9 protein-coding genes are annotated in these 13,026 nt (G+C 56.1%); 2 read left to right on the top strand and 7 right to left on the bottom strand.

Annotated elements, in window-relative coordinates:
- Positions 1-11 precede the first annotated feature (11 nt).
- Positions 12-1,922: a transcription antiterminator gene (locus IM290_RS06785; protein ID WP_017383912.1), complete on the top strand. Its 1,911-nt coding sequence runs from the start codon at positions 12-14 to the stop codon at positions 1,920-1,922.
- Between the two features lie 32 nt (positions 1,923-1,954).
- On the opposite strand, the gene nrdG is transcribed toward IM290_RS06785, so the two are convergent.
- From nrdG to IM290_RS06760, 5 genes are all read right to left on the bottom strand, one after another.
- On the bottom strand, positions 1,955-2,419 hold the full coding sequence (nrdG, locus tag IM290_RS06780; protein ID WP_045344392.1) for an anaerobic ribonucleoside-triphosphate reductase-activating protein: 465 nt from the start codon (positions 2,417-2,419) through the stop codon (positions 1,955-1,957).
- 105 nt (positions 2,420-2,524) lie between these two features.
- Positions 2,525-4,663, bottom strand: coding sequence for an anaerobic ribonucleoside-triphosphate reductase (gene nrdD, locus IM290_RS06775; RefSeq protein WP_015572514.1), 2,139 nt, complete (start codon positions 4,661-4,663; stop codon positions 2,525-2,527).
- 368 nt (positions 4,664-5,031) lie between these two features.
- The gene (locus IM290_RS06770; RefSeq protein WP_063931661.1) at positions 5,032-5,604 is read right to left on the bottom strand and encodes a PTS sugar transporter subunit IIA; all 573 of its coding nucleotides are present in this window, start codon (positions 5,602-5,604) and stop codon (positions 5,032-5,034) included.
- 1 nt (position 5,605) lies between these two features.
- Positions 5,606-8,203, bottom strand: a complete 2,598-nt coding sequence (locus tag IM290_RS06765; protein WP_193042270.1) for a glycoside hydrolase family 38 C-terminal domain-containing protein — start codon at positions 8,201-8,203, stop codon at positions 5,606-5,608.
- A 10-nt stretch (positions 8,204-8,213) separates the two neighbouring features.
- Positions 8,214-9,611 (bottom strand): PTS fructose transporter subunit IIC, encoded by a 1,398-nt coding sequence (locus IM290_RS06760; RefSeq protein ID WP_071842881.1) that lies wholly within the window; start codon positions 9,609-9,611, stop codon positions 8,214-8,216.
- 179 nt (positions 9,612-9,790) lie between these two features.
- Here IM290_RS06760 and IM290_RS06755 point away from each other — a divergent pair, with 179 nt between their 5' ends.
- Positions 9,791-10,450, top strand: coding sequence for a MurR/RpiR family transcriptional regulator (locus IM290_RS06755; protein ID WP_015572516.1), 660 nt, complete (start codon positions 9,791-9,793; stop codon positions 10,448-10,450).
- Between the two features lie 8 nt (positions 10,451-10,458).
- Here IM290_RS06755 and IM290_RS06750 read toward each other — a convergent pair whose 3' ends face one another.
- Positions 10,459-11,205, bottom strand: a complete 747-nt coding sequence (locus IM290_RS06750; protein WP_017694639.1) for an oligogalacturonate-specific porin KdgM family protein — start codon at positions 11,203-11,205, stop codon at positions 10,459-10,461.
- Between the two features lie 134 nt (positions 11,206-11,339).
- Positions 11,340-12,995 (bottom strand): alpha,alpha-phosphotrehalase, encoded by a 1,656-nt coding sequence (gene treC, locus IM290_RS06745; RefSeq protein ID WP_033487893.1) that lies wholly within the window; start codon positions 12,993-12,995, stop codon positions 11,340-11,342.
- Between the last annotated feature and the right edge of the window lie 31 nt (positions 12,996-13,026).

The raw sequence follows: 13,026 nt of genomic DNA, 5'->3' as shown, positions 1-13,026 counted from the left end.
AGGACAACGACGTGCGATTTCCGAACCAACGTTTAGCGCAACTTTTCGATCTGTTGCAAAACGAGACGCTGCCACAGGATGAGCTGGCGCAGCGGCTGTCGGTCTCCACGCGAACCGTCCGGGCGGATATCACCGCCCTGAACGCGCTGCTGGCCAGCCACGGCGCGCAGTTCATTTTGAGCCGGGGCAACGGCTATCAGCTCAAAATTAATGATGTGGTGCGCTATCAACAATTGCAGGCGTCCCACCCGCGCGCGCTGCGTATTCCGCGAACCGGACCGGAGCGCGTGCACTATCTGGTGGTGCGTTTTCTGACGTCAGCCTTTTCCCTCAAGCTGGAGGATCTGGCCGATGAGTGGTTCGTCAGCCGGGCCACGTTGCAGAGCGACATGGTGGAAGTGCGTGAGTGGTTTCACCGTTACAACCTGACGCTGGAAACCCGCCCGCGCCACGGGATGAAGCTGTTTGGCAGCGAGATGGCGATCCGCGCCTGCCTGACCGACCTTCTGTGGGAGCTGGCGCAGCAGGACAGCCTGAACCCGCTGGTGACCGACGTGGCGCTGAATGCGGGGGTGGCGGAAAAGATGGTGCCGGTGCTGCACGATGCGCTGACGCGCCATCACATTCGCCTGACCGATGAAGGCGAGCTGTTCCTGCGCCTGTACTGCGCGGTGTCGGTGCGGCGTATCAGCGAGGGGTATCCGCTGCCGGAATTCCACGCGGAGGACGTGGAAGAGAACGTGCGTGAGGCGGCGAAAGATATCGCGGTGGCTATCCAGGAGCTGGCGGGCAAAGCGCTTTCGCCGTCAGAAGAGAGCTGGCTGTGCGTGCACATTGCGGCGCGGCAGATCCAGGAGATCGCCCCCAGCGCGATTAACGCCGACGACGATGAAGCGCTGGTTAACTACATTCTGCGCTACATCAACACCCACTATAACTACAACCTGCTGAGCGATGAGCAACTGCATGCAGATCTGCTCACGCACATCAAAACCATGATTACCCGCGTGCGGTATCAAATCATGATCCCCAATCCGCTGCTGGATAACATCAAGCAGCACTACCCGATGGCGTGGGATATGACCCTCGCGGCGGTGTCGAGCTGGGGCAAATACACCCCGTATGTGATCAGCGAAAACGAAATTGGTTTTCTGGTGCTGCATATCGGCGTCGGGCTGGAGCGCCATTACAATATCGGCTACCAGCGCCAGCCGCGGGTGCTGCTGGTGTGCGACGCCGGTAACGCGATGGTGCGCATGATCGAGGCGGTACTTCAGCGTAAATATCCGCAGATTGAGGTGACGCGCACGCTCACCCTTCGTGAGTACGAGCTTGCCGATGCCATTGGCGAAGACTTCGTGATCTCCACCGCCCGCGTGAGCGAAAAATCCAAACCGGTGGTGATGATCGCCCCGTTCCCGACCGATTATCAGTTGGAGCAGATCGGCAAGCTGGTGCTGGTGGATCGCACCCGCCCGTGGATGCTGGAAAAATACTTCGACGCGGCCCATTTCCGCATTCTCGACAAGCCTGTCGACCAGCAAACGCTGTTCCGCGAACTGTGCGGGCAGCTTGAAGGGGAAGGTTTTGTCGGCGCGGAGTTTCTGGAATCGGTTATCGAGCGTGAAGCCATTGTCAGCACCATGCTCGGCGACGGCATCGCGCTGCCGCACTCCCTCGGGCTGCTGGCGCAAAAAACGGTGGTCTACACCGTGCTGGCGCCGCAGGGCATTCAGTGGGGAGATGAAACCGCCCATGTCATCTTCCTGCTCGCCATCAGCAAAAGCGAGTACGAAGAGGCAATGGCGATTTACGACATCTTTGTCACCTTCCTGCGTGAACGCGCGATGGCGCGCCTGTGCCAGTGCGAGAATTTTGCGGCGTTTAAGGCTGAGGCGATGGAGAGTTTGAGTCGGTTTTGACGTTCAGGCGGACAGAGGATATCCGCCTTCATTCAACGCAGATGATGCACAACCTGGTTGCTGCTGCCGCGCCAGATAAGCATAGGATCTTTTAGATCCTGCACGAACTTGCCGTCGACCAGGACGTTAATCAGATCCACCACTTCCATCTGCTGCGCATTCAGTTCATCCAGCTTATAGCCCGTCCAGACCCAGATGTCTTTTCCTGCGCACTCGCGGCGGATGCGTTTTACCAGCTTCAGGATCTCCGGCACGTTTTGCGGATGGAGCGGGTCGCCGCCGGAGAGCGAGATCCCCTGGCGTTTGATGCGCGTGTCGTTCAGGTCGTTGATGATGCGGTCTTCCATCTCAGCGGTAAACGGCATACCCGAGTTCAGGCGCCAGGTGCTTTTGTTGTAGCAGCCGGGGCACTCGTGAACGCAGCCTGATACAAACAGGGTACAGCGGGTGCCGGGGCCGTTGACGATGTCGACGGGGTAGTACTGGTGATAGTTCATCGCGAATAACCACGCCGGGTGGCGCTGCGCTTACCCGGCCTACAAAAGAGAGCGGTCCGTAGGCCCGGTAAGCGCAGCGCCACCGGGCATTAACGTGGCAGCGGATTACCCGATCTGCCCATTCCCCAGATGTTTCACCCTGCGCTTCACCTCTTCCTGCTTCCCGGCGTTAAACGGACGGGCATCCGGGCTGCCGAGGTAGCCGCACACGCGGCGGGTCACGGAGACGCGGGCTGCATCGTGGTTACCGCATTTCGGGCAGGTGAAGCCTTTGCTGGTGCACTCGAACTCACCGGTAAAGCCGCACTCGTAGCACTCGTCAATTGGCGTGTTGGTTCCGTAGTACGGCACGTGCTGATAGCTGTAATCCCACACGTCTTCCAGCGCCTTCAGGTTGTGCTGAATGTTCGGGTACTCGCCGTAGCAGATAAAACCGCCGTTCGCGATGGGCGGATAGGCCGCTTCAAAGTCGATCTTGTCGTACGGGTTCACCTTCTTCTCCACATCGAGGTGGAAGCTGTTGGTGTAGTAACCTTTGTCGGTCACGCCTTCCACGATGCCGAACTCGGCGGTGTCCAGACGGCAGAAGCGATCGCAGAGGTTTTCGCTCGGCGTGCTGTACAGGCTGAAACCGTAGCCAGTTTCCTCTTTCCACTGGTCTACCGCATCGCGCAGGCGCTGCACAATCGCGATACCTTTCTCACGCAGGGCGTCGTTGTCATAGATGTGCTTGTCGCCAAACAGCGCGTTAATCGTTTCGTGAATGCCGATATAGCCAAGAGAGATCGACGCGCGACCGTTTTTGAAGATCTCCGACACATCATCGTCCGCCTTCAGGCGCACGCCGCAGGCTCCTTCCATATAGAGAATTGGCGCGACGCGGGCTTTCACCCCTTCAAGACGGGCGATGCGGGTCATCAGCGCCTTACGTGCCAGCTGTAAACGTTCATCCAGCAGCGTCCAGAAGGCCGCTTCATTCCCTTTAGCTTCCAGCGCGATGCGCGGCAGGTTCAGGCTGATGACGCCCAGGTTGTTGCGCCCGTCGTGGATCTGCTCGCCGTTCTCATCTTCGTACACGCCGAGGAAGCTGCGGCAGCCCATTGGCGTTTTAAACGAACCGGTGACTTTCACCACCTGGTCGTAGTTGAGGATGTCCGGGTACATACGCTTGCTCGCGCACTCCAGCGCCAGCTGCTTGATGTCATAGTTCGGATCGCCAAACTTATGGTTCAGGCCGTCGCGAATGGCGAACACCAGTTTCGGGAACACCGCCGTTTTACGGTTTTTACCGAGGCCGGAGATGCGGTTGCGCAGAATAGACTGCTGGATCAGGCGTGATTCCCAGCTGGTGCCGAGGCCAAACCCGAAGGTCACAAACGGCGTCTGGCCGTTGGCGGTGTGCAGCGTGTTTACCTCATATTCCAGCGACTGGAACGCGTCGTAGCACTCTTTCTCGGTGCGGGAACGGGCGTAACCGTCGGCATCCGGGATCTGCCACTCTTCCGCCGTTTTACGGTGTTTGTTGAAGCTCTCGGCCACGAACGGGGCCAGCACTTCATCGATGCGGTTAATGGTGGTGCCGCCATAGATGTGGCTTGCCACCTGGGCGATGATCTGCGCCGTGACCGCCGTCGCAGTGGAGATGGATTTCGGCGGCTCAATCTCGGCGTTACCCATTTTAAAACCGTGGGTCAGCATGCCTTTCAGGTCGATCAGCATGCAGTTAAACATCGGGAAGAACGGCGAGTAGTCGAGATCGTGATAGTGGATCTCACCGCGCTCGTGCGCAGACACCACGTCGCGCGGCAGCAGGTGCTGGCGGGCATAGTGCTTGGCGACGATACCGGCCAGCAGGTCGCGCTGGGTTGGGATCACTTTGCTGTCTTTGTTGGCATTTTCATTGAGCAGCGACGAGTTGGTTTGCTCTACCAGGCCGCGGATCTCCTGGTTCAGGCGACCGCGTTTCTCACGCTGGACGTCACGGTCGTGACGATACTCAATGTAGGCGCGCGCCAGCTGCTTGTACGGACCAGACATCAGCTGGTTTTCAACCGCGGTCTGGATCTCGTTGATATCCACCTGGCTGCGTTCATGCATCTGGCTGCTAACGACTTCTGCGACGGTGGCGCAGTAATCTGCGTCATCGACTCCCGCTGCTTTAGCTGCACGCAGAATGGCTTCTTTGATGCGCTCTGATTTAAACGGCACTTTACAGCCATCACGTTTCATCACATGCGGTGTCATGATCACTCCATTTTAAAAACAGGTTATCCACAAAGGTGGAGAAGTATTCACCGGACGTATTCCTCGCCGCGGCAAAGACTTCCCGCGTGCCCAGCTCGTGTTATCCACAATTCCGGCCAGCGTTCGCGCCGTCTTGTTGTTGGAATAGTAGACGATAAATACAAGATGTTGGGTCGGCGTGCATTTTAAGTGCTACATATAGTGATTTGCATCAAACAAGTTTGCGATTTTTTTGATGCAGAACAAAGTAAAAAGACGAGAGTACAAACGGCGGGCGCTGGGGCAATTGTAAAGACTCGAAGGAAAAATCTGATTAATTATTCAACAAAAACAAGCGCTCAGCAGAGCCTGTGCTGAGCGCTGCTCGATTAACTCACCCCGCAGGCCCAGCTCAACCCTGCCTGCAAAAAGGCTACGGTAACGATGCAGCCCAGTACCAACGGGATGAGAGGAGAGCTTTCGGGGGCATCGTCCTGTTTTTGAGAACCTTCATTACTCAGCGCAGACATCGCCTCTTCCCGCGTACGCGCCGCCAGCAATTGCTCACGCACCCGCTCATCCGTGAGTCTGCTGGTCAGCGTCGTCAGCAGGTGCATATGCGTACTGCCTGCTTCCGCTGGCGGAATGGCGAGCAGGAAAACCATCCTCACCTCTTCATCACCCTCCAGCCCCGGCCAGCATATCGGATCGTCAAAGAGCGCCAGACAAAATGCCGCCTGTTGCACTGCCTCGGTTTTACCGTGCGGGACGGCGAGCGCTTCACCCAGCGCGGTAGGGCCTTCACTTTCGCGTTGTAAAACGCTTTCGATAAATGCCTCTCGATCGTTGATGACATTCCGCCTGGCGAGCGGCTCGGTGAGCCAACGGATCACTGCTTCCGGCGTACGTTGGGGCGGGTTGATAAACACCAGATCGGGATGCGTCAATGCCAGCAAGTTCATATTAAGCCTCAATCAAAAAATCGCAGGTTGCGGAGGGGAGGATCGCCGTTACCGGTTGCATCGGCTCTTCCAGATAGTTGATCTGCCGTAACACTGCCAGACTTTCCGGGACGGGAGCCGGTTGTGTCCCGGCGTTAAATACGCGTAAGACGGTGCCATGCAGCAGCTGCGCATGGGGCAGAGCGGAAAGGATGAGCGGCTCCGGCAGGGTCAGTAGCGAGAATTGTGCCGGAAGCCTGCGCTCGGGCAGACGCAACGAAAAGCGCTCAAGACGGTGATCGAGCGTGTGTAGCGTTTGCCGTTGGTAGGTGAAGGGCTGTCCAGCCGCCTGATTTTCCAGCTGGCGCAGCGTGAGGTGGTCGGCGTTGTCGGCCAGCGCGACGGTGAATGAAAAGCGCAACGGTTTCAGCAACTGGGCATCAGGAGTCTCAACCACCGTATTATTGATGCCGGAGGCCCGACCCGGTCGCCATTCGAGATCGCTGCGTCCGAGCACGCCCGTCGATTTAAACATCGTCAGGGCAATAGCAGCGGGTTCGCTGCCGATAATCTGAAATTCTTTCATGCCACGGCTAGTCACAACCAGCGCTTTACCCGGTTCCGTGACAGCGATAATGCCCTCGCTGGTTTCGATATCCACGGGCTTCTCGCGATAGCGTTCTTGCCAGTGTTCACCGTCATATCCCGTTTCGCGCTGGATGATTGCGAAGGGCTGTGAGGCGATAGCGTGACGGGTGTGAACATCGCTGCTGATCAGTAAACGTAGCCGGTGATCGCAGTGGCTGTTTTCCAGCGAAGCCTCGACATACAGATTCGGATCGTCGTGGCGTAATTCGCAGACCAGACGAATGGATAACGGCGTTCGGGCCGTATCCTGACGGCTGGCGAGATCCTGCGGAAGACGCATTGTGGCCTCGACGGTCAGCTTTTCGACAAGCGGCGTTTTTACGCCGTCGACGAGCGTAAAATGCGAACAGCGCGTCGGCGCGTCGCCCGCAAGCGGTGAGAAATCGTAGCTGTCGCCCGCGTCAGCGCAGTCTTCGAGAGTAAAGAAAGAGGGGATGCGTCTGCCGCTGCGTTTGTCTTCCAGAGAAAGCGTTCCGGCATCCAGCGACAGTCGATAATGCGCATTCTCAATCTCGCTGCCCTTTATCTTTTCAGACGCCCGGAAAGGCGCAGGGTCTTCTTCAACGTTAACGGTGAGATAGCCGATCGGCGGCAGAACCGGTGTCTTTACCGCAACGTGCCAGCGGTAATAAGGGAAAAGGGTCGTCTCGCACTCGCCCTTGGCGGTAAGCGAGATCGCCGTTCCTCCGGGCAGAATGTCTCTTTCCAGGACGTCGAAAGGGATGGGCTGCCCCTGATACGTCAGGGCGATATTATCCGCCCGGCTATACAGGGTGGTTATCACCACGCGCTGCGTTGGGGTAGCCAGCGGGTTAAAGATCAGCAGGTCGCCATCCTGAGCACAGGCGGCGGCCAGGGTTTTCACCACCAGATTCCACAGGCTATGGCACAGCTGTTCGGTTTGTTCCAGTCGATGCAGAATGTCGCGGTTGGTGGCATCGCTATTACAGCCGCCAATGGAATCGTGGGCATGGTTTCGCAACAGCTTTTTCCAGAGGGTGTCGACTACCGCGAGGTTGACCGGAATCCCCTGGTGACGCGCCATTGCGATTGTCGGCTCCAGCTGTCGCAGGATGAACTGTTCAACCTCATCGTTTTTCTTTTTGATGTCGTAGCGCACGGAGCCGATCGTTTTATGGATGCGGGTGTAGCGCGGCGATTTCAGCTCTCCTTCCAGGAGCTCAAACTGTTCACGCTGCGCGCGAAGGGTTTCTACATAACGCTCCAGAGAGCTGATGAAGTAACGGTCCTGATCCGGGGACTGTGCGCTGGCGACCTCCAGGATTTTCGGCAGCGCCGGGTCGATGCTGACCTGATCGCCGCCGCAGGGCAGGAGCAGGTCGTTTAGACCGGCCCGTGAACGCAAAAGTGTGGTCATCGGGTAGATTTTTCCCCGGAGATGGGAGGCTTCCGAACGCATGTTTTTAGCCGCGCCATAACCGAGCGCCATTGCACAGGCGATGACGGTCGCACCTGAGGGTGCGCGCCAGAGGAACTGGCTGCTTTTGGCGTGCCTGTCGTGATCGATACCGCGCCAGAAGACGATATTGTCGATATTGCAGCCCTGCAAGATCGTGGGCATTTGCGCATTGTGGCCAAAGGTATCCGGAAGATACCCAACCTGCATCGCATGCCCCAGCGTCCGGGCAGAAAAAATGCCGTACTTCAGGTTGCGGATAATCGATTCGCCATGCACGTTGTAGGTGTCCGTCTGGGTATACCATGGCCCTACGAAGATCCTTTTTTCTCTGACCAGCTTTTCCAGCCTGGCGCGATACTCAGGATTGATGGCGAGAAAGTCCTCCACTACCGCCATCTGTCCGTCAAGGTGATAGCAGGTGTAAGCGGAGTCCTGCTCCAGCGTGTTGATGACGTCCGCAAAATTATATGACGCCAGCACCATGCTGTCCTGACGGGTGAAATACCACTCCTGATCCCAGTGCGTATGGGCAATGACGTGGATCTGATTCATGACGTTCCCCTTATCTGGCGTTCTTTGGGCTGACATAGAGCACGCCCAGGGCGCAAATCAGTGCGCCAATAAAGACGCTCGCCAGGTAGCCCGCCACGTTGGTTGCCAGCGGCCAGCCCCAGACGGCTGGCAGAGGCAGCGTCTGCTTCACGCCAAGGGTAATGGCGACCAGCGCGCCGGCGACGGCACCGGTCATGAACACCGGGATCAGACGTGGGTTTTTCAGGATGAACGGGATCGCGCCTTCGGAGATCCCAATCACGCCCAGCAACAACGAGGTGCTACCGACGGTTTTCTCTTCCTGGCTAAAGACATCCGGTAATCCAAAGCGGCCGTTGAGGAACGCAGCAAAGCCGACGCCAATGGAGGGGATCACGATGGAGAGTTCGCGGGCGGTTAAATCAAACGTCTCGCTCATGCCATTCAGGCCGAGCGCGACCGAGCCTGCCGCCTTGTTGACCGGACCGCCCAGGTCGAACGCGGTGCCCGCGGCAATCATCGCGGAATAGAACCCGCGCCCGGTGTCACCTGCCGAGGTAAAAAAGACCACCATCAGCTGGTTAAGCGAGCCAAAAATCGGGTTAATCAAATATTCCATGACCATCACCAGCGTAATGCCGGTGATCAGCGGGACGAGCAGCATGGTTTTAATGGTGGTGAGCTGCTGGCGGACGTGAATCGAATCATTGAGCCAGCGCACCAGATAGCCCACAAAAAAGCCGATACCAATGGCGCCGAAAAAGCCGGATGGCATAAAGCCTTCGATATCAAAGAAGCGCTTATAGACTTCGTCTGACATGATGCCGCCAATAAGACCGGGGATGAGTGCCGGTTTACCGGCAATGGAAAACGCCAGATACATCGCAAAAACGGGATACATGAACTTAATGGTCATAAAGCCCACTTTATCCAGCACGCTGAACGGCGAATGTTCGATGTTAATAAACTGCCCGGTTATTTTGGCCGTCGCCATCATCAGCCCGCCCATCACCACCACCGGCAGCATATAGCTGATGGCCGCCATAATATGGCCAATAAAAATCTGGTAAGCCGAACGCTGAAGATCGTCTTCTTGTGCGACAGTGGTGACGTTTTTTTCCTTTGCCAGCGCCTGACGCAGATAGCGATCGGTATGTTTGATCAGCTCTTGTGTGCGGGTTTGAAGGTGAGGAATGTTTTCAAAACGCTCGGCATCCTGAATGGGAACGTCGGTTGCCAGAATAATGGCCGTGGCGGAGGCGATATCCTGTTTTGTTAAGCGGTTTTTAACGCCGTCGCTGCCCTGCGTTTCGACCTTTACCTCGATATTGTGCTCGTTAGCCCATGCAATAATTTTATTCGCCGCCATAAAGGTGTGTGCGATACCTGTCGGGCAGGCCGTTACCGCGACAACTTTTTGTTTCGTCATTGTCATAATTCCCTGGATGTGAAAACAGGGGAAGTATAAAGAGAACCTAAAACAGTTTTTAATGTTTGCTAATACTAATTACGTATCGTGATACGCGTAAATGCAATGTGTGAAGCGCCTTCCAGAGACTATTTCTCTGTTGTGTTAATATCATCTCGGGATTAAACGGGGCGTAATAGATGAATTCATTCCAGGGAAGTGAACGTTTGATATTTGAATACATTCAGCATCATGCGTGTAATATTTCTAATATATCGGCAAAAGAGATTGCCCGTGATACCTTTACCACGACAACATCCGTTAATCGTGTATGTAAAAAAATGGGCTATAAAAGCTATACCGAGCTTCGGTACCGTTTTTTACGCGACCATTTTACACCTGCACCTGCTACACCCGACGTGGGGCCGCAGCCGGATGATATTGTGACAGACGTGTCCAGGTTGCTTACGCATTCCAGCCATATCTATCTTTACGCACGGGGAGCCTCGCTCACCAGCCTCAACTACCTGTCGCGCTTTTTGTCGCTGGCGAGCCTGCCGCACCTTATTTTGAATGACATGCACCAGTTGACACGCGTATCGAAGGGGACGCTGGTGTTGATCAGTAAATCCGGGGAGACGCAGTCGCTGATTGAAATGGCGCGTAACGCGCTGCGCAAAGGGTTGAAGATTATTGCGATTACCCGTCAGGGGTCGACACTGGCGTCGATCTCAACGCTATGCTGGCCGTTACCAATCGACATTAATGCGGTTTCGCTGTATCAGCGGGAAGGGCAGCTTGAACTGTTAAGCGCCGTGGACCGTATCGGCTGTAGGCTGCTACAGCACGATACGGTGTAGTCAGGCCGTCAGAGCTGCTTCACTATTCCCAGACGTACGGCATAATCATTTTCATGGTTGCCGTCATTATTGATGTATGTTTTATCCAGTGAAACCAGTTCGACGTATGGCGTCCAGCCATCGTCGAGCTTGTAGTTGAACGCGACGGTATGCTCCCAGTAGGTGTCATCCCCGGTTCCCTGATCGACGTTATCCTGCCAGCGGAAGCGCGGGTTATAGGACATACCGAATTTGCCGATGTTATACGCGAACCAAATGTCGAACTGGTGTGACTGGCGGCGAGTATAACCGCTGCCGTCGAGTTCTTTATCGCTGTGCGCGTCATTGACGGTGTTATAGCGGTAACGGGCGGAGAGATTCAGACCGTTATCGAAGGCTTTCCAGCCCTGAATGAAGGGGCGGTAATGCGTATTGCTGGCGGTGAAAACCGTCACCATGCCAGGCGCAACGGCGAAACCATTTCCCAGATCAAAACGCCAGCGCGTTTCGATTTCCTGTGCCGCTTCCGTTAACCCCTTGTCGTCGGGATTATATCTGTCGGTATCACCAAAAAACGTATCATTATGGTTTTGTGCGGCTTCAACGGAGAAGTAAAAACCGTTATTCGCCTGATGCATGACCTTAATGCGTGAATCATTTACGTCTGAGCGCGTATTATGACCAAAGCGAAGGTCGACGGACGTATTCCCGCACCATCCCTGTGTGCTCAATAATAATGCGCTAATACACGTTGCTTTAATAATTATCTTTTTCATAATATCCTGCCGAGGTTATTTAATTGGCAGGCTATTTTTATTTTGAGTGCGCCATATTGTAAAAGTTATCGTCGTACATTTAGCGTATCGCTAAACATAAAAAAAGAGATACAGCATGCTGTATCTCCTGAGGTTTATTCCTGCACCCACCAGATAGCTTCAAACGGGCGCAATAGCAACGTATCGGGTCGGAAGGGAACCTCTTCATAGTTGCTGAGTGCCACCCGCCATGCTCCCTCTACGGGGGCGGGCTGCCACTGCTGGCGCGCGTGGCTCAGGTTCGCCACCACCATCAGCGTTTGTCCCTGCCACTGGCGGCGGTAGCACCACAGGGAAGGGTGATCCGGAAGCAAATCTTCATAGTCTCCCCACGTCAGTACCGACAAGGTTTTGCGCAGGCGAATCAGCGACTGATAGGTGTAAAACACCGAATCGGGGTCGTCCAGCGCCGCGCGGGCGTTCACGGTTTCGTAGTTGTCGCAGACGCCAATCCACGGCTCGGCCTCGGTAAAGCCCGCATTATGCGAGGCGTCCCACTGCATCGGCGTGCGGCCATTATCGCGTGACTTACTCGCCAGAATCACCAGTAGTTCATCCGTATCGCGACCGTTAGCCCGTTGTTCGGCGAACATGTTCAGGCTTTCCACGTCGCGGTAGTCGGTGATACGGCTGAAATGCGGGTTGGTCATACCCAGTTCTTCACCCTGGTAGATATACGGCGTGCCCTGCATCCCGTGCAGCACCATGCCGAGCATTTTCGCTGCCGCCACGCGGTGTTCCCCTTCGTCACCAAAGCGCGACACGATGCGCGGCTGGTCATGGTTACACCAGAACAGCGCGTTCCAGGCTTTGTTGTGCATCCCCTGCTGCCAGTGGCGGAAAAGGGTTTTTAGCGCCACAAAGTCCGGCTTCGCCTTCGTCCATTTTTCGCCGCCGGGGTAGTCTACCTTGAGGTGGTGGAAGTTAAAGGTCATCGACAGCTCGCGGCCGTCAAGAGACGCGTACTGTTGGCAGTTCTCCAGCGAGGTGGAGGACATCTCGCCCACCGTCATCAGATTACGCGGCGTAAAGACGTCGCGGCTCATCTCCTGGAGATATTCGTGGATGCGCGGCCCGTCAGTGTAGAAGCGGCGACCGTCGCCGAGGGTATCGTCCGGGAAATCCTGATCTTTTGAAATCAGGTTAATCACGTCCAGACGCAAGCCGTCCACGCCGCGATCGGCCCAGAACTCGCACACTTTTTTCAGCTCGGCGCGCACCGCCGGGTTTTCCCAGTTGAGATCCGCCTGCTCCGGTGCGAACAGGTGCAGATAATACTGCTCGCTTTCGGCGTGCCAGCGCCAGGCGTTGCCGCCAAATTTGGAGCGCCAGTTGTTGGGAAGCGTATCCGGCGTACCGTCGCGCCAGATATAGAACTGGCGGTACGGACTCGCTTTATCCAGCGACTCACGGAACCAGGCGTGCTGCGTGGACGTGTGGTTAAAGACCATATCCAGCACGATGCGGATGCCGCGTTCATGCGCCCGGGCAACCAGCTCGTCAAAGTCGTCCAGCGTGCCGTAGGTCGGATCGATGGCAGTGTAGTTCGCCACGTCGTAACCGTTATCCACCTGCGGGGAGATATAAAACGGCGTCAGCCAGATGGCGTCAATGCCGAGGGTTTTCAGGTAGTCCAGGCGCTGCGTTACGCCGCGCAGATCGCCCGTGCCGCTGCCGGTGGTGTCCTGGAAACTCTTTGGGTAAATCTGATAGATGACGCCGTTCTGCCACCAGTGAGGAAGGGTATTCATAGTACGTTCCTGCAAATGCGAAGGGGCGCAA

The organism is Enterobacter cloacae complex sp. S1 (genome assembly GCF_014930525.1).
In the GTDB taxonomy this organism is placed as follows: domain Bacteria; phylum Pseudomonadota; class Gammaproteobacteria; order Enterobacterales; family Enterobacteriaceae; genus Enterobacter; species Enterobacter hormaechei_C.
This window is presented reverse-complemented; position numbering and strand designations above follow the sequence as displayed.

Bases quoted from the DNA above. Each gene is read 5' to 3' on its own strand.
- treC (WP_033487893.1), bottom strand. From the start codon at position 12,995: ATGAATACCCTTCCTCACTGGTGGCAGAACGGCGTCATCTATCAGATT.
- IM290_RS06770 (WP_063931661.1), bottom strand. From the start codon at position 5,604: ATGAACTTGCTGGCATTGACGCATCCCGATCTGGTGTTTATCAACCCG.
- IM290_RS06760 (WP_071842881.1), bottom strand. From the start codon at position 9,611: ATGACGAAACAAAAAGTTGTCGCGGTAACGGCCTGCCCGACAGGTATC.
- nrdD (WP_015572514.1), bottom strand. From the start codon at position 4,663: ATGACACCGCATGTGATGAAACGTGATGGCTGTAAAGTGCCGTTTAAA.
- IM290_RS06755 (WP_015572516.1), top strand. From the start codon at position 9,791: ATGAATTCATTCCAGGGAAGTGAACGTTTGATATTTGAATACATTCAG.
- IM290_RS06750 (WP_017694639.1), bottom strand. From the start codon at position 11,205: ATGAAAAAGATAATTATTAAAGCAACGTGTATTAGCGCATTATTATTG.
- IM290_RS06765 (WP_193042270.1), bottom strand. From the start codon at position 8,203: ATGAATCAGATCCACGTCATTGCCCATACGCACTGGGATCAGGAGTGG.
- nrdG (WP_045344392.1), bottom strand. From the start codon at position 2,419: ATGAACTATCACCAGTACTACCCCGTCGACATCGTCAACGGCCCCGGC.